We start from the raw sequence: 17,468 nt of genomic DNA on the forward strand, positions 1-17,468 counted from the left end.
GAGATTTGAATGCGGCGATCAACATAAAGAATCGTGGGGCGCACGATCTAAAAGCTCAAATTATGTCCTCAATGAGGAGTCTTTGAGAAGCCTACACTTACTCGTTAGAGAAGTGTAGGTACGTCACGCAGGAGAATTTATTATGAGAACGACACAGGCACTCACTATCACATTGCCCCATGACATGTTGGAGATGGTCAAGGCTAAAGTCACCTCTGGCGAATATGCGACAGAAAGTGAAGTTATCCGGGATGGTCTGCGTACTCTCCAGGCGCGTGACGCTGCTGTGGAAAAGTGGCTGCGCGAAGAAGTTGTTAAAAGCTATGACGAATGTGAAGCTGATGCAACGCTGGGTGTCCCCGCAGAACAGGTTATAGCGCGTATCCGCTCCCAGTACCGCAAGCGGACAACAGCAGAGTAACGCTAGATGAAACAATACAGCGTCATCTTCTCGCCACGGGCAGAGCAACAACTTGGCAGTCTCTATGCCTATATCGCCGACCGTGGCGGGGAGGAACAGGCAGAGAGAGCATTACATCAGTGGCATCATTGCCTTTTGCCAGAGTCTTTCCACCTTCCCGGAACGCGGAACCAAACGCGATGATCTCAGACCGAATTTGCGGATTATCGGGTATGCCAAACGGGTAACAATCGCTTTTTCCGTAGAACCCGACCGGGTAATCATCCACGGCGCTTTTTACGGGGGACAGGATTATGATTCTTTCATACGGGAGGAGTTATAAATCCGATAAGAACTGGATGCGATTAGGCGTAGGGATGGGGTGGCTTGCGATAAGCTTGTTGCTCACTAAGCACTTCTCAAAGCCACAATCGGGTCGAGTTTAGCAGCGCGACGTGCAGGAACAACACCAAAGAATAAACCAATACCACCAGAGACACCAACTGCCATAGTAATCGCTGTTGGAGAAAGTGCCGCTTCTAAGGGAGTCAAGGCTCCCACTAATAGAATGCCACTGATGCCAACCGCAGTCCCAACTAAACCGCCAGCTGCGGAAACTATCACTGCCTCAATGATGAACTGTAGCAAAATATCTTGCTCAGTTGCGCCGATCGCTTTTCTCAATCCGATTTCTTGAGTGCGTTCGGTGACGGAAACAAGCATAATATTCATGATCCCAATGCCGCCGACAAACAAAGATATCCCAGCGATCGCAGCTAGCATAATTGTCAATGCACTTGTGATTTGACCGACAGTTTGCAAAGCATCCTTTTGAGAACGGATAGTAAAGTCATCTTCACCATTAATTTTGTGCCGTAGACGCAGTAAATTAGTAATTTGAAACTCTGCTGCATCCACACTCTCTGAATCACGAGCCGCAGCAACAAGATAATCTAAGGCGATACCATAAGGAGAATTCTTTCCCACAAGTCGGTTTGCTGAAGTCGTGATCGGTATTAGCGCAGCATCATCATAATCTGCTCCCACGCTAGAACCTTTAGTTATTAACGTCCCAATCACTTGAAAGCTGGTATTTCCAACTCGCAATTGCTGACCGATAGCGTTATTATTACCGAATAGTTTTTCTGCCAAGTCTCCACCTAGCACAACAACTTGGTTACTTCCCTTGATGTCTACCTCAGAGAAAAATCTGCCTTTAGCAGTTTCAAAATCCCGCACCGACAGGAAGCTAGGAGTTGTGCCAATAATGTTGACATCGGTGTTTCTGTTGCGGTATACAACTACCTGTCTTCTGTTTAACTCCGGTGCAACTCCTACTACTGTTGGGACTTGAGAGGCGATCGCTTCAGCATCTTGTAACACCAGAGTTTTTGGCACTTCAAAGGAGATACGCTGAGTTTCTCGATTACCTGGCAGTACAAACAGCACATTTGGCCCTAATGACTCCAACTGTTTATTAACGTATTTTTGCCCACCTTCGCCAATGCCAATCATGGCAATCACTGAGGCATTGCCAATAACTATACCCAACATCGTGAGAGCGCTACGTAGTTTATTCGACAGCAGAGTTTTCCCCGCCATTTGAATACTTTCTAAAAAATTCATGTCTTAAAAATTACGAATTACGAATTACGAATTACGAATTATTTTGTTCTTTTTTGTAGTCTTTGGGTGGATTAACAAAAACGCGATCGCCTTCTTTAACTCCACCTAAAATCTGAGTTTCGTTTTGGATTTGTGCCCCAACTGTAACTTCGCGGAACTGGGGTTTATTGTTTGCATCTGGTACAAGTACGCCAGTTTGACCCTTTTCAGTGACGATTGACACCGTTGGTAACACCAAGGCATCATTGACGCGATCGCCCAGGAAGGTAAGATCCACATTTAAGCCAGAACGCAGTTTATCTGTACCAGTATTCAGAGCAACCCGCACCTGGAAGGATGTCACACCTTGTTCCACTACAGCTTCTGGAGCAATTAGGCGCACATTACCTTTAAAAACTTGATCGGGATAAGCATCAGCGACAATTTCCACCTGCTGTCCCGGTTTAATTCTGCCAAGATCAGCTTCGGGAACTTGAGCTAATATTTCTAACCCGCGTGCGACAGCGACAATTGAACTGGAAGTTGCCGACGCACTAGTAGAAGCAGAGGTTGTGGGTGTGACAAAAGCACCCACGTTAGCATACTTTTGGGTGACAATTCCCGAAAGAGGAGCGCGAATAATAGTCTCATCTAACTGCACTTGCACACCCTTCAACTGAGCCTCAGCAGCTGCAACAGCTGCTTGACGCTGGACAATTTCTTCAGAACGAGTGCCATCTTCTAACAGTATCAATGCTGCCCGTGCTTCATTAACTGCTGCTTGACGTTGGGCGATTTCTTCAGTCCGAGTACCAATTTGGAGTAACGACAATCGTTTTTTAGCTTCTTCTAAACTGGCTCTAGCACTTTTGTCTTCGCTGATGGCTTGATCGAGTAATTGTCTTTTCTCTGCTCCCTGTTGATATAGGTATTGATAACGCTTTACCTGTCCACTGGTGTAATTCACCTTTGCTTGAGCCGCATCCACTTGAGATTGAGCTTGAGCAATCTCTTGGGGACGATTACCAGCCTTAGCTTGGGCTAGCTGGGCTTGAGCTTGTGCTAATCGCGCCCTTGCTTGAGCAATTTCTTGAGGACGACTACCAGCAAGGGCTTCGGCTAATTGTGCTTGACTTTGGGCTAAGTTAGCACGGTACTGGCTTCTTTGAGCCTCAATACCTGCGCTATCCATACGGGCGAGAATTTGCCCTTGTTGAATGCGATCGCCTTGTTCTACATATAATTGCGACAGCACTCCAGGGTTCTTCGGACTAATATTTACGCTCTGAACTGGCACAACTTTGCCACTAGCTGTAATCCGCAAGGTGACGTTTTTCGCTGCTACTGGCACAGTCAATTGAGCAATGTCTTCTTTTGTCCCTTGGTTTATCAAAGTATAGGTTGTGGCTGTACCAACAACCAAGACACCCCCTGCTATCACCCCCATCAGCCAGCGTAATGGATATTTAACTTTGCCAATAACAGGAATTTCTATGTTCGTAGCCATATCTAAAAGCCTATAAATCTTAATTTATGGGAGTAGCTTGTTATTATATAATGCCCATCGGATTGCCCATAGTAAAATCACCCCTTCACAGCAAACAGCTGCGCTTTTGCTCCCCTTTGCGCTTGTGGGGAGTGGTTGGGGGTTCCTCTTAACTATGGTTAATTGAGCGGACATAAACATTAAAGGGCAGGTGCAGGAATAAGGAGTTGTTAAAGTTTTTGGATTAAATCTTTATTAAAAAACTAACAACTAGACGCATAGTTAGCTTCATGTTGCTTAATCTTACTTCATAATACGTGTTACATGCCTGTATGGCTTCACCTGAATGGGTGACTTTAGCCACATTGTTAGGTAAAACTTCGCCACCAGACAGACTACAAGTGAGGTTGCGCTTTCTTTTTTTCCACGCAAAAGCCTGATGCTACTCCTGGCTTGCTTCTACTTGGCACATTTTTGGCGTAGGCTAGCAAGAACCGCAGGCATCGCTACTGTTGCACCAAAGAAGCCACAATACTTAGGATACTCGGCTTGCAGTATTGAAGCATTATGCTTGACGTAGACGCAAAGTCCTAACCCGGAGCCTCCCGGCTTGTCGTTAATAAACAAAATACCGAAATGAGAAAGCATTTAGACTAAATGCTTTCTCAAACCCCAGTTTGCTTTCTCATTTCGGTAGATTCAGCAAGTAAAAAGGCATATTGCTTTCTCAAACCCCAGTTTGCTTTCTCATTTCGGTAGATTCAGCAAGCAAAAAGGCATATTGCTTTCTCAAACCCCAGTTTGCTTTCTCATTTCAGTAGATCACGCATTAATTTTAGTGTTTTGGGCAAGCAAAAAGGCATTTTGCTTTCTTAATTCACCTGATTGCTGACTCATAACAGAAATTTCAAATTTCAAATTTTCGTCTTGGAAAATTCTGTTTGCGCTTGGTGAACCAATACAGTTCAGTTAAGCATTTCTTTCTTTTCTTCCTTTGCGTTCTTTGCGTCCTTTGCGGTAGCCTCCGGCAAGCCGATGCAGCGTCTACGTTAAAAAAATTGACTTTGACTAATATTTAAGCCTTAACTGAACCGTATTGCTTGGTGAACGCCAGGGCGTTTCGTAGAGAAGCGATGCCTGCGGCGGTCACTGAGCGCAGCCGAAGTGCGGGCTATTCGGCGTCGCCAAAAACCGCCGCACCCTGCGGGATATTGCTACAGACTTTTCATCTTTAGATTGCTTGGATCGAAAGTAGCCATAAAGTTATACAGCGTATTTCAGGTAAATCAAGTACACGTAGGGGCACAACATGTTGTGCCCCTACGATTATCTGTACCTCACGCCTGTTGCAATCTGCTGTAAATATGTAATAAATTACTTTATTTTTGAGCATAAATAAATTTATTTGCTCTGAAACCCTTGATTGCTGGGGAATTTTAAATCCTCCCCCTTGCTCCCAGCTAAGAGTTCCCCTGCCTATAAAGGTTAACTCCATACTTCGGTTAAATCCAACACAAACCCAGGTAAAATATCTTCCCCTGACAGATTTGCAGGTTTATTCAGAACTTCTACATCCCGACTTTGGCGATAAATTTCCACCTTTTGATTTTTCCGGTCAATTAACCAACCTAAGCAAGCGCCATTTTCTATATATTCTCTCATCTTGGCGCGTAACTTTTCTATGGAGTCATTTTTAGAACGTAGTTCCAGCACGAAATCAGGGCAAATTGGAGCAAAAATTTCTTGCTGTTCTAGAGTGAGAGCATCCCATCTTTCTTGACGTATCCAAGCAGCATCAGGAGAGCGATCGCTCCCATTAGGCAGATAAAAACCAGTAGATGAGTCAAAAGCTACACCTAATTTTGTTTGACGGTTCCATAACCAGAGTTGTCCGGCAATGTCAAAGTTTCGCTTGCCTGTATCACTGCCGGTTGGTGGCATAACAATCAACTCTCCTGTAGCAGTTCGTTCTAATTGTAAATCTCGGTTAGCCAGTGCTAACTGAACAAACTGATCGTGAGTGACTGTGAGTGTGAGTGTGGGTGGAATATTGACGGCTAAAGTTTGAGATAAGTTGGCTTGTGTCATTGTTCCGTCTTGAAACTAGAACCCAAATGTTACAGAAGACTAAAATAGTTTCTCTTGTGATTATTTCCAAAGTAGCATCCAAAAGTTATAAGGTACTTCCTCGCATTTTACGTTAGGAATTTGCAGCCAATGATTTCCTAAGCAAAAACCTCTGTGGTTACGATCGCAGATTTAGGTGATATGCTCAGTGCTGATATCACGAAGGTTGTTACCAACAGTACGGCGATCGCAACGACAACCCAACAATTTATCTTGTGACGGTGGTTATTATAGTGATAATTGGATAATACCAATTTGAGCAATAGACCTCTTGCATAAATCAAACAATTTGAACCCCACCCCGCCAAAGCTACGCTTTGTCTCCCCTCCTGCTTGCGGGGAGGGGTTGGGGGTGGGGTGTTAGGGACTTTTGCAAGAGGTCTAATGATTACAACAGATGGAGCGCTCAAAGCAATTACCAGCAACTCTTTCTCTACGAGACGCACTGGCGTTCACAATCCAAAATCGTATAATAAACTACTCTCTTCCCAGTCCAAGATTACCTATCTCCTTATGGCAAACACTATTACAATTACCGATTCCCTGGTTCCTAATCCTGTATCGAAACCAGCAATCATTCGATTAGAAAACATTTTCAAGATTTATGGTAGTGGTGAAACAGAAGTACGAGCGCTGAATGATGTCAACCTAATCGTGGAACAGGGCGAATATTGTGCAATTATGGGGCCTTCTGGTTCTGGTAAATCCACAGCCATGAATATTATCGGTTGTCTCGACCGTCCCACAGACGGACATTATTACTTAGATAACCTCGATGTAGCCCAAATGGAGGATCGCTCATTGGCACACATCCGGAATAAAAAGCTGGGGTTTGTGTTTCAACAATTCCATCTATTGCCCCAACTAACAGCCCTAGAAAACGTGATGTTGCCAATGGTGTATGCTAGTGTGAACCCAAAAGAAAGAAGCGATCGGGCAACAGAAGCTCTGACGCGAGTAGGTTTAGCAAATCGCCTCAACAACAAACCAACTCAACTATCTGGTGGACAACAACAACGAGTAGCGATCGCGCGTGCGATCGTTAATCGTCCCGTGCTACTCTTAGCCGATGAACCTACAGGCGCACTTGATTCGCGCACAACCCAAGAAGTCTTAGATATTTTTAGCGAACTCAATGCTAGTGGAATTACCGTTGTCATGGTAACTCATGAACCAGAAGTTGCTCGTCAAACCCAGCGCATAGTTTGGTTCCGTGATGGTCAAGTAGTACACTCCAATCTCACACCATCTGACTTGAGTAGCGTTGCTATGTCATAACTTAATTAACGTCAATTCGATGAACCTCTCCCTCCCAACCTCCCTTTCCTACAAGCCGAGGGAGGAGTAACCAAAAATTAGGCTTTTTGCTCCCCTCTCCGTGTCGGAGAGGGGTTGGGGGAGAGGTCAGAAAAGTACTTGTCGAACTCACGTTAACTGATAACTGTTCAAAACAGCCAGAAAGCCCAAAATTAAAGCATTTGTGACTTTTGACTTTTGCCTTGCGGTACTAGTCGCCAGTTACGATTACAAACTAGACGTTTTTCCAGTTTCTGCTTGCGTCTTAATAGGCTTAACATCGGTGTAACCCACTTCACCAGCTATTGTCCGAAACACCGAAATTTGCTCGTCAAAATCTAATCCTTCAATCTGGGAAACCAGATCAGTAATTGCCTTAGTTGGTTCATAGCTAGCTGGTAAGTCAACCACCTTATCTCCCATAGCTACTGCCCAAGCATACCAAACTAACAGCTGGTTGTTTTCTTTTATCGCTCCATAAGCACGGGAATATTCTGTATCTTTGCGGTTAACTATATCCCGCATAATATCTAGTTGCTGCTCATCTGATAACTCAAAATAGTCTCCTAGCAGAAGTGGTGCTAACTCAGGTTCGGCCGCAGCAGGAGCAGCTGGTGTGATAGAATCACCCATTTTTTTATAAACTAAATAGAACCAAGCTAATTTTGCATCGGTATCTAAATTATTAAACCCATCTACCAAATTTTGAGATTCATTGCTCTGGGCTTGAGAAATAGTTTTATCGTAACTTGCAGTCATAATTTTATTTCCAAAGAAATTTTACACGCCAAACTAAGGCTTACCAAAGTTTGAGCATCAGCTTCTACTATCGAGAGAAAGAGTTATATTAATTGCCAATTGCAGCTTTAATCTATCTTTTAATAGAGGTAAAGCCTCTCCCAAGGGAGCAAGCAAAGTAGCTCATTACTTTGCTATGCTCTTTCAAGTAAGCAATAAAAAATTTAACCTAAGGATTTTAATTATGCCTGATGAAGTAAAGCCCAATGTTAATGAAGCTCCCACCCATGATGCCCAATTAGCTGCCGAAAGCATAGCTAGTGGTGAAGAAAAAGCGCCAAACGTCGATTTTGATGCTGATTATGCAACTGCACAACAATTCAGCGTTAGTGAAGTTGATCGCACAGGTGAAGGCGCAGCAGCAGCCGAAGCAGCCACTGCACCTAAATATCAAACCTCTAAACCAGAAGAGACAAAAACTCAAGCGCAGTCAACTGGTAATCCTGATGATTTTTTAGAGTTAGCAAAGGAAGTTGGGAATTCTAAGACTGAGGGTGTAACTAATGTCAGTGATGATCTAGTAAAACAAGCTTTAGAAAAGGGTGAACGGAAAAATTAAGTTTTTCTGATATTTTGCTATTTTGTAGGGTGGGCATTGATATACATGGCCCACTCTATTGTTTTGGTGAATCGTCAATAGTTAAGATTTTCACTATCGACTTTTGATATCATGTCCGCATGAATAGTTATGCTTACCACAGTCATTAGACCCCACACGCCAGATGCTCCACTTGGGGAGACCCCAAGACCGCACTGGCTCCCCTTAATCCCCTCCCCGCTCTTCGGGAGGGGAGACAAAGCATAGCTTTGGCGGGGTGGGGTTCTTCGGGTTTAAGAAGCAATCAAGCGGACATGATATGACTATTAATAAAGAGTTTTTGGTACATACCTCGCCCCTTCTGGGCGAAAAAAACTAATAATTAAGACTAATTCAAACCACGTCCCTTATAGACGTGGTTTCTTTTGGACCAATGACCAATGACCAATGACCAATGACCAATGACCAATGACTAATGACGACCATTCATCACTTCTAATAGTTCGCTAGGCCGCTGAATTAAATAATCTGGATTTTGCTTGGCTAGTACTTCCGGTGAATTAAAGCCCCAAGTTACTGCAATCACTTGGATATTTGCTTTTTTTGATGCTTCGATATCTCTGGTTTCATCTCCAACATAAATAACTTCTTGAGGTTGGAGTTGATTTTGCCTTAATACATTATTGATTATGGTTGTTTTACCAAAAATCGTAATTCCTGAGTAGATAAAATCAAATAAGTGATTTAAATCATTGATTCTCAGGAATTGCGTCACATTTTCTTTAGAATTAGAAGTGATAATTCCCAGTTTATATCCTTCATTTTGGAGTTCGATTAATGCTTCTTTAATTCCCGGAATTGGCTTTAATTCTGGGATTTTGTTTTTTAATTCTCCTTTAACTTTTTTAACTAAAAAAGGTATCTTAAATAGAGAAACTCCTGAGTACTTAATAATTTCCCTAGATGTTAAGTTTTTAAGGAAGGATAATTGCTCTGGGCTTATGTGTCTATAACCAAAGTCTACAGCTAGACGATTGGCAATACTTACAAGGGCATCTACTGTATCAGCAATAGTGCCATCAAAATCAAAAATAATTACTTTCGGGGTCATTATTTCGCCTGGATGCGTCAAGATTAGCTAGGGCGTTGCGTCGTAACATTTCTGGCTTAATCCGCCGCAAGGCAGATGCTGGAAATCGTTTATCCCACTCCTGATCTGAGATTTGGGCTAATTCTAGCAGTTTGGGAGCAATATTCCCAGGATAAGGCTGAAACTCTGCAATATCAGTTGTTTGGGAAAAACGTTGATTCCAAGGACAAACATCTTGACAAATATCACAACCAGCAACCCAGCCTTGTAAATGAGGTGTCACTGCCTCTGGTAATTCCTCTGCCCGATTTTCAATCGTATGATAAGCAATACAGCGATTAGCATCCACGACAAAAGGCTGAGTAATTGCACCCGTAGGACAAGCCTGAAGACAACGAGTACAGCTACCGCAGTGTTCTGTATGTGGGCGATCGCTCTCTAATTCTAAATTGGTCAACACTTCTCCCAAAAATACCCAAGAGCCATATTCTCGTGTAATCACATTACCATTTTTGGCAATCCAACCAATTCCGGCAAGTTGAGCCAACACTTTATCTTGCACCGGGCCAGTGTCTGCATAATAACGAGCTAATACACCTTTTTCAAGTGATTCTAGCCAGATGGCTAGCTGCTTGAGTTTTTTATGCATCACCTTGTGATAATCCCTTCCCCAGCCATAACGAGAAATTTTGGCGTATTCCTCGCCTTCTGGACGTTGATGTGGCGTATAGTAATTTAGCGCCACACACACTAGCGATCGCGCCTCTGGCATAACTAAGCGAATATCCTGACGTTTTGGGTTAGCCATCCATTCCATATCGGCGTGATAACCCAGTTCAATCCATGCTTGTAACCTCTGCGCTTCTGTGGTATCTACCTTATCTACAGCAGCAATTCCAACCTTGTGAAAGCCCAACTCGCCGGCTTTCTCTTTCACTACATTGCTGCTTGTTACGGAATACTGATTCATTTTTTTATCTGGATTTTGCCTAAATAAAGGCGATTTAATTCTACATTACGTAGTCAATACCTTTGATTAACATTTGTTGCTTATTCTAAGTAGATCGGCATAAATAATTATCGTTGGCATAAGGCAGGGGGTAGGGGCAGGGCTGATTCATTCCATTTAAAACAGGATTTGTCAAGATGGTTAGCGAGAAAATTGTAAGTAAGGGTGACGATGAGATGAACATTTAAACACTTAAATATCAGTAAAATAGTTCATTCTATCGGCACGTAGGTAACAAAACAATCAATTTTTAATTGCTAGAACCCTTGATTTTTAAAGCTCTTTGGGGAATGAAACAGCCCTGGGGGTAGGGGGCAGTTCTTGCTGGGGGAAAAAGGGTTTGAGCCTTGTTTACTTTTATTCACACAGTTTGCTTTTATTGTGCCGACTTCCTTATATAAATTTTTTTATAGCAGTTCTCGTTTGCATTCAAAATATGGTAGAGGCACAGCAATGCTGTGCCCCTACGAGTGGTCTGTATTCCCATGCAATTGAGAACCGCTATATTGCAACATCTCAACCATCGTGAGGAAGATTTATACAAATGTGGCAATATCTCAACAGCAGGTTTCTTTTTAGCTATTTTTGTATTGAAATTAATATTTAGGTAGCATAATACAGATAATTCTATGATTCCAGTAAAAAAGGATACATTGCCATAAATTTATTTATGGAGATTGTTAATTTTGAATTTTGAATTTTGAATTTTGAATTTTGAATTCGGAGCGAAGCGACGTGACCTCTGCTGAACAATTGAAAGAAGAATTCCAGATTGAGGGAATTACAGAAACAAGTGTACTGCGTTATTTTGAAACCTTAAATGCAGAAGAATTTGAGGCAACTGCTGCCTTATTTGCGGAAGATGGTGTGATGCGTCCACCATTTGAATCTGATATTGTGGGAACACATGCGATCGCAGCCTACTTAAAACAAGAATGCCAAAACATTAAAGCTTATCCCAACAGTGGAATAGCTGAGGCTTTAGAAAACGCTACGATTCAAGTCCAGGTAACAGGCAAAGCACAAACTTCATGGTGTAGTGTAAATGTCTTGTGGTTATTTATCCTCAACCAACAACGGCAAATTTCATATACTAAAATCAAACTTTTAGCTTCTCCCAAAGAGTTACTTTCTTTACGTCGTGAAAACTAGCAAACAAGTATAAAAGCTTAGGCAATATTTGATCGTACCCAAAACAAAATCCAATCACGGAAAATCCACATAACACATTACTTGAAAAGTAGTAACTTTTGTCTAATTCAGTAATTCGGGTAAAGTAGCTTCTAACTTCAGACAGTTGGCACCATCAATCTGCAACTGGTAGTCTACTTTATCCATGAGACGATTCATAATTAGCCAACCATAACCACCTTCTTGTTTTTCCATAGGGTTTGGAGCATAGTAATCAGACATATTAAAGCCTTCGCCGTAGTCCCAAACTTCGAGGGCAAGATCCCGGTCTTTTACTTCCAAGCGCAGTAAAATCGGTAAATTTGGTTTGTCCTTGTGAGCATGACGGACTGCATTTGAGTAGGCTTCTACTAAAGCCAACCTCAAACGGCTTGATTGCCGTGACCAGTCCACAGATTCTCCTAACTGGATTTTCAAACATCCCAGCAGCCAGGTTTCGACAATATTAAGAAAACTCAAGTCACTTGGTACATGAAGTTCACTTTTCATTACTTACAAAATCTCCAGTGAAAGTATAGTTTGATCATCTTCTTGAACGTGGTTGTCTGCCTGGATGCGAGCTAGTAAATGGTTAAGAGAAAGGGGTTGTTGCTCTTGTTGCAAGAGTTGCCAAAGACCATCTTGATTCAGCATAGAACGGTTAACTGGGTCAACGCCAGACTCGGTTTTTACTGTTGAATCAAAATTATTTGATACCATTGCTTCTGTAATTCCATCGCTGGTCAGTAACAATGTGTCTCCAGCAGCGAGAACCAAACGACCAGACTGTGCCTGCCACTTAGGCAAGATCCCTAAAGGAACGCTGCGAACTTTCAGGTAATTGGGATTGTTGGCTAAAGCACCTTGGCGTGACCATAACAGTGGATAAATATGACCAGCATTAGTGTAGACGAGTTCTTTAGTGGTAGGGGTATAACAGGCTAACACAAGAGTGATGAAATAATTGTTGCTAATCAAATCTTCACTGAGAGCGTGGTTGAGGTTCTGCATGACCACATTTGGCTCGGCTGGTGCTTCTTGAGATAATTCCCGGCGCAAAACTGAAATAATACTAGCCATAAATAAAGCAGCTGGGACGCCTTTGCCAGAGACATCACCCACTGCCAACCACAAGTCGCCTTTGGGATGGACAAAAACTTCAAAAAAATCGCCTCCTACTTCCCGCGCTGGGTAACAGCAGGCTTGTACTTTTACACCTTTGATGTCGGGTAAAGTTTGACGTAGCAAGTTGTATTGAATTTGGCGGGCTACCTCTAACTCATTGTGAATCTGCTGTTGCTTTTCTTGGAGGCGCTGGTAGAGTTTTGCTTGAGAGAGGGCTAAGGCTGCTTGTTCGGCAACACCTGCAATTAGTTGGATGTCTTCGTCTTGCCAAGGGCGATCGCGTCCCCATTGATGGAGAACCAGCACAGCCAATAAATGCTGCTGATAGCTAAGTGGCACAACTAGGTGGTGAGAAGGATTACCCTCATATACATCTTGAGCAAGTTGATAATGACGGGTTTCCAGCACTTTTTCCATTAAAACACTGGGGTCGAAGAAGCAATCTGATACATCGGATTTGGGATCGCGGTATGAGAACTGGTCTCGTGTGAGGCGATCGCCCTCTACTGGTCTAAGCAAGCAATTGCTAGCTTCAAATGTTTGTCCAATAGTTGCTACAATTTTTTGCAGCATACTGTCGTAGTCTAGAGACTCCCGAATTGCCGTTGTTACAGCATTAAACAAAGATTCTCGCTGTAGGGCCCGACCCAACTCTTGCGTGCGCTTCTTAACTAGACGATATGTATCAGTGGCTTGCTCAACTAAAGCTCTCAGCCGTTCAGGATTCCAGGGTTTGGTAATGTACTTGAATACCTGACCGGAGTTAATCGCATCTACTAAATCTTCGACATCAGTAAAACCAGTTAACAAAATCCGAATGGTGTCTGGAAAGCGCTCTACAGTGCGACTAAAAAATTCGGTGCCATTCATTTCTGGCATTCTTTGGTCAGAAATAATCACCGCCATTTCACCAAACTGATCCAAGATTTCCAGAGCGCCAAAGGCATGATTGGCTTTATATACTTGAAAATCTCGCCTAAAAGTACGGTAGAGTAAATCTAAGTTATCTGGCTCATCATCTACCACCATGAGCTTAAGTTTGTCCACTCCGATATCAGCCATATTTGACTTTAGTTTTCACATATTTGAATGGCGAGATAATATAATTTTTATCCCACCTGAGAATCAACAAAAAATTAATAACTAATCATTTTCAACAGCTATCAATTATCAGTTGTCAGTGTTTCAAACCTTGATAACTGTTCGCTGAATTTAACCTTATCCTACTAACCCAGAACGCAAGGCGCGGACTGCTGCTTGGGTACGGTCATCGGCACATAGCTTATTCAAAATATTGCGAACGTGAGTTTTAACAGTCCCAACAGTGATGTAAAGCCTTTCGGCAATTACTGCATTACTACAACCTTCGACAATCAACTGTAGCACTTCCAATTCCCTTTCTGTCAGGGTGTAAGGTTGAATTCCTTCCAGATTCTCGACATAATCAGGGTTAGAGGCAATGGTCTTGGTATCTACAAAAGCTGATTCTAACTTTTGGGGATTTTGTTGCGCTTGTTGTAATACAATCCGAGCGATCGCGGGATCAATCCAAGCGTTGCCATTGGAAGTTACTCTTATTGCTTCCAGCAAATTATCGAATTTGATATCTTTCATACAGTAAGAGTCTGCACCAGCCGCAAAAGCTGCCAAAACAGCTTCTTTGTTATCCCGCAGCGTCAAAATTAACACCTTTGTTAGTAGCTGCTGCCCATTAGCAGTAGATTTTACCTCCCGTGTCAGTTCAATGCCATCTTTATCTGGTAAACCAATATCTATAATGGCAATATCTGGTTGTACCATTTTTAACATCTTTAGCCCCTCAGCAGCATTGGCAGCTTCACCTACAACTTCAATGTAATCTTTTTGTAGTAGTGCTGTCCGAATACCTACACGAGTCAGGTCATGATCTTCAATCAGAGCGATACGAATTTTACTCATAGCCAACTTCAGCCCGTTACACTACCTTAACCAGAAAGTCGAGTTTCGTGACATATTCCCACACTAACTGTAAGCAGTATAGTGGGGGCTTCTGTTCCCGGAACCAGAGTTGCGAGTTGAGCGTTTTATACTCAGTGAATATTACACTTCAACAATAAAATTTGGACTGTTTCAGCCCAAGTACAAGTGCCCAAGACTAATTAGTTATGCTTTCTATTGTTGCAGGGCAATGGGAATCTCTCGTGCCTAAGTTCTAATATAAAAAATTTGATAAACTTAACATTCAAGTAAATCTGGTGTGAGGTTAATCCAGAATAGGCTATGTCTAAAGGCAATGAAGCATTTTCAGTGTTGGGAATACCAGTTCATGTGATGGCTAACTATCCAGGCTGGTTGTTAGAATGCCTGCGTGCAGGGAGAGGGATTCATGTAGTAACGCTCAATGCAGAAATGACTATGCAGGCAGAGCAGAATAAAATCCTAGCTCAGATCATTAAAAATGCTGAACTAGTGATACCAGATGGAGCCGGGGTTGTTCTGTATTTGCGATGGCTATTATGGCAAAAAGTGCAGCGTTTTCCGGGGATTGAACTAGCAGAAAAACTTTTGCAAGAAATCGGGCAACAGAAGACAGGGGCAAAGGTTTTTTTCTACGGAGGAGCGCCTGGAGTGGCCTCAACTGCGGCAGATTTTTGGCAGCAGCAAATTCCAGATTTGAGTATAGTAGGCACTCACTCAGGCTACCATTCCCCAGAAGAAGAAGCACAATTGCGAGAAACCCTGGTTCAATTGCAGCCACAAGTGATTTTTGTCGGTTTGGGAGTGCCACGTCAAGAGTTATGGATTGCCGAAAACCGCCATTTGTGTCCTCAAGCAATTTGGATTGGTGTTGGTGGTAGTTTTGATATTTGGTCGGGAACTAAAACTCGCGCTCCCGCCTGGTTAGGAAATAATAATTTGGAATGGTTGTATCGGCTTTATCAAGAACCTTGGCGTTGGCGGCGGATGTTGGCTTTGCCAGCGTTTGCGGTGAAAGCGTTTGTTTATCGTTTGACAGCAAGGGGTGCAATTAGTTGAGAGAGACGCGATTAATCGCGTCTGTACAAGGGTGGGGAGTGGGGAGTGGAGAGTTATGGGTGCTATTACTTAGTTAGTATTGAAGTCTTCAAAAATTTTAAATTTTCTTTGTTGAATTTTCAATTCCCAGGCGAAACCTGGGAATCCTTATTTTTGAGGGGAATGTCAAATCTAAACCCGTAAGCTATTTGGTTGTGGGGATAAGGAAAATTTAACAATGCCAGTATTAACAACTCAAGTTAAGAAAGACAAATCCCTTCATAGAGAGGACAATAAAACTCAACAGCACGTTAGCAGTACTACTGTCAAGGTGCAATTGCAATCTGTAACCAAGACTTATACTAATGGCACTCACGCCTTGTTGAATGCGAACCTTGAGGTAAAAAAGGGAGAATTTCTGTTTATCACAGGGCCAAGTGGTTCTGGTAAATCAACGCTTTTGAAACTGCTGTATGGCCAGGAGTTACCGACGCAGGGAGAAGTAATTGTTGATGGATGTAATGTTGCGGGTTTACGGGGCGATCGCTTGTCATTATTGCGGCGACGGATTGGCATTGTGTTTCAAGACTACAAACTGATTACCCAACGAACAGTAGCAGAAAATGTAACTTTTGTGCTGCAAGCTCAAGGGTATACCCGTAAAGAAATTCAACGACGTTTAGAACCAACCTTGAAGCTGGTGGGTTTGCTGAGTAAAGCTGACTGCTTTCCAGATCAACTGTCTGGAGGAGAGCAACAACGGGTGAGTATTGCTCGTGCGATCGTTGGTACACCACCCCTGCTGTTGGCGGATGAGCCTACTGGAAATCTCGATCCAGATAATTCCTGGCAAGTGATTCAGATTCTCCAGAAGTTAAATTCCTTTGGAGCTACAGTGATTGTTAGCACCCACGATGAACAATTGGTACGGCGATGCAATCATCCGGTAGTGCAAGTTCGCAATGGACAGTTGTCTCGAAAATAGTCATTTGTCATTAGTCATTAGTCATTTGCAATTAGACTTTGGACAAATGACAAAGGACAAATAACTAATAAACGTGGTGTTTGACTTTTGCTGATACGGGTGTGAAAGTTGCTGCTGTTTTGGGGGGTAGAACTTGTAGGCGATCGCAGGCTTGTAAACTTTTAAAAGCTGCCTCTCTGATCGCAACTTCTTCCTCTTGAGAGAGTAGGAGTTGCAAGCATTCGACAACATCTTGCTGCACTGAAGAATCAACTCGCTTACGGCTGATGACTTTAGTTAGTTGACGTAGGGCAATCATCCGCTTTAATGGATCTTTTTCTGTTAAATTTACCAACAACTGATCGAGGTGGTCTTCTTCTCGATTTTCATAGAAGTTGATAATTTGCCAGACCAATAAAATTAAAGTTAACAGTGTTCCCACACCTTGCACAATAGCACCAGCAGCAATCCAGGAACTGTGAGAGTCAACCCAAATTGCAGCGGCCATGTAAGTAGTGACAGTAGCAAGACCACCACTTATGACTGCTAAGGCTAACCGACGATTTGAACTGTTTAAGAACTTACGTATCTTAGACCAGTGTAATTGCCAGTCCCACTCCTGCATTGAGTAAACCAATACCATTATCCCAACGCCGATTAAAAGAGCCAATAGCAGCATCCAGTTCCACAACAACATGGCGACGACGATTGTCAAGAACCCAAGAAAGCCCCCAGGCCCAGAGAAGCGCTTAAATGTTTGCTGCTTTGTTGCTCCCTTTGTCTTGAACTTTGGAAGCGACCAGTTCCAGTTGGGGATCTGGTTGATCAATTGCTGCCAAGAAGACGAAGCCTGTGCCACAGTGTTT

18 protein-coding genes are annotated in these 17,468 nt (G+C 42.9%); 7 read left to right on the plus strand and 11 right to left on the minus strand.

Annotated features, from left to right (window positions below):
* Positions 1-142 precede the first annotated feature (142 nt).
* Positions 143-421, plus strand: coding sequence for a type II toxin-antitoxin system ParD family antitoxin (locus LC586_RS13265; protein WP_229485270.1), 279 nt, complete (start codon positions 143-145; stop codon positions 419-421).
* 64 nt (positions 422-485) lie between these two features.
* On the plus strand, positions 486-743 hold the full coding sequence (locus LC586_RS13270) for a type II toxin-antitoxin system RelE/ParE family toxin (RefSeq protein ID WP_229485271.1): 258 nt from the start codon (positions 486-488) through the stop codon (positions 741-743).
* A 65-nt stretch (positions 744-808) separates the two neighbouring features.
* Here the strand turns inward: LC586_RS13270 and LC586_RS13275 are convergent, their stop codons facing one another.
* From LC586_RS13275 to LC586_RS13290, 4 genes are all read right to left on the minus strand, one after another.
* Positions 809-2,026 carry an ABC transporter permease gene (locus tag LC586_RS13275; RefSeq protein ID WP_229485272.1) on the minus strand — a complete coding sequence of 406 codons (1,218 nt, stop codon included), beginning with the start codon at positions 2,024-2,026 and terminating at the stop codon, positions 809-811.
* Between the two features lie 31 nt (positions 2,027-2,057).
* Positions 2,058-3,512, minus strand: coding sequence for an efflux RND transporter periplasmic adaptor subunit (locus LC586_RS13280; protein WP_229485273.1), 1,455 nt, complete (start codon positions 3,510-3,512; stop codon positions 2,058-2,060).
* A 438-nt stretch (positions 3,513-3,950) separates the two neighbouring features.
* Complete coding sequence (locus LC586_RS13285) at positions 3,951-4,139, minus strand: hypothetical protein (protein WP_229485274.1); 189 nt, start codon at positions 4,137-4,139, stop codon at positions 3,951-3,953.
* 837 nt (positions 4,140-4,976) lie between these two features.
* Positions 4,977-5,579 (minus strand): Uma2 family endonuclease, encoded by a 603-nt coding sequence (locus LC586_RS13290; RefSeq protein WP_229485275.1) that lies wholly within the window; start codon positions 5,577-5,579, stop codon positions 4,977-4,979.
* A 552-nt stretch (positions 5,580-6,131) separates the two neighbouring features.
* On the opposite strand from LC586_RS13290, the gene LC586_RS13295 reads away from it, so the two are divergent.
* Positions 6,132-6,896: an ABC transporter ATP-binding protein gene (locus tag LC586_RS13295; protein ID WP_233715576.1), complete on the plus strand. Its 765-nt coding sequence runs from the start codon at positions 6,132-6,134 to the stop codon at positions 6,894-6,896.
* A gap of 246 nt (positions 6,897-7,142) precedes the next feature.
* Here the strand turns inward: LC586_RS13295 and LC586_RS13300 are convergent, their stop codons facing one another.
* On the minus strand, positions 7,143-7,673 hold the full coding sequence (locus LC586_RS13300) for an orange carotenoid protein N-terminal domain-containing protein (RefSeq protein ID WP_229485276.1): 531 nt from the start codon (positions 7,671-7,673) through the stop codon (positions 7,143-7,145).
* A gap of 223 nt (positions 7,674-7,896) precedes the next feature.
* Between LC586_RS13300 and LC586_RS13305 the strand changes: the two genes are divergently transcribed.
* Positions 7,897-8,271, plus strand: coding sequence for a hypothetical protein (locus LC586_RS13305; protein WP_229485277.1), 375 nt, complete (start codon positions 7,897-7,899; stop codon positions 8,269-8,271).
* A gap of 451 nt (positions 8,272-8,722) precedes the next feature.
* On the opposite strand, the gene LC586_RS13310 is transcribed toward LC586_RS13305, so the two are convergent.
* Both LC586_RS13310 and queG read right to left on the minus strand, forming a co-directional pair.
* The gene (locus tag LC586_RS13310) at positions 8,723-9,361 is read right to left on the minus strand and encodes an HAD-IA family hydrolase (protein WP_229485278.1); all 639 of its coding nucleotides are present in this window, start codon (positions 9,359-9,361) and stop codon (positions 8,723-8,725) included.
* Entirely contained in the window at positions 9,336-10,310 is a 975-nt protein-coding gene (gene queG, locus LC586_RS13315; RefSeq protein ID WP_229485279.1) for a tRNA epoxyqueuosine(34) reductase QueG, read from the minus strand. Before queG ends, LC586_RS13310 begins: the two co-directional genes overlap by 26 nt.
* A 774-nt stretch (positions 10,311-11,084) precedes the next feature.
* Here queG and LC586_RS13320 point away from each other — a divergent pair.
* The gene (locus LC586_RS13320) at positions 11,085-11,501 is read left to right on the plus strand and encodes a ketosteroid isomerase family protein (protein WP_229485280.1); all 417 of its coding nucleotides are present in this window, start codon (positions 11,085-11,087) and stop codon (positions 11,499-11,501) included.
* Between the two features lie 102 nt (positions 11,502-11,603).
* On the opposite strand, the gene LC586_RS13325 is transcribed toward LC586_RS13320, so the two are convergent.
* From LC586_RS13325 to LC586_RS13335, 3 genes are all read right to left on the minus strand, one after another.
* A complete protein-coding gene (locus LC586_RS13325; protein WP_229485281.1) occupies positions 11,604-12,029 on the minus strand; it encodes an ATP-binding protein in 426 nt (141 codons plus the stop codon).
* A 3-nt stretch (positions 12,030-12,032) separates the two neighbouring features.
* Positions 12,033-13,706 carry a SpoIIE family protein phosphatase gene (locus LC586_RS13330; RefSeq protein WP_229485282.1) on the minus strand — a complete coding sequence of 558 codons (1,674 nt, stop codon included), beginning with the start codon at positions 13,704-13,706 and terminating at the stop codon, positions 12,033-12,035.
* Between the two features lie 156 nt (positions 13,707-13,862).
* Positions 13,863-14,582, minus strand: a complete 720-nt coding sequence (locus tag LC586_RS13335) for a response regulator transcription factor (protein ID WP_229485283.1) — start codon at positions 14,580-14,582, stop codon at positions 13,863-13,865.
* A 321-nt stretch (positions 14,583-14,903) separates the two neighbouring features.
* Here LC586_RS13335 and LC586_RS13340 point away from each other — a divergent pair, with 321 nt between their 5' ends.
* The gene (locus LC586_RS13340; RefSeq protein ID WP_229485284.1) at positions 14,904-15,659 is read left to right on the plus strand and encodes a WecB/TagA/CpsF family glycosyltransferase; all 756 of its coding nucleotides are present in this window, start codon (positions 14,904-14,906) and stop codon (positions 15,657-15,659) included.
* A gap of 217 nt (positions 15,660-15,876) precedes the next feature.
* Complete coding sequence (ftsE, locus tag LC586_RS13345; protein WP_229485285.1) at positions 15,877-16,623, plus strand: cell division ATP-binding protein FtsE; 747 nt, start codon at positions 15,877-15,879, stop codon at positions 16,621-16,623.
* Positions 16,624-16,687: 64 nt separating this feature from the next.
* On the opposite strand, the gene LC586_RS13350 is transcribed toward ftsE, so the two are convergent.
* Positions 16,688-17,461 (minus strand): armadillo-type fold-containing protein, encoded by a 774-nt coding sequence (locus LC586_RS13350; protein WP_229485286.1) that lies wholly within the window; start codon positions 17,459-17,461, stop codon positions 16,688-16,690.
* Positions 17,462-17,468 lie beyond the last annotated feature (7 nt).

This window comes from Nostoc favosum CHAB5714, from assembly GCF_020829495.1.
GTDB lineage: Bacteria > Cyanobacteriota > Cyanobacteriia > Cyanobacteriales > Nostocaceae > Nostoc > Nostoc favosum.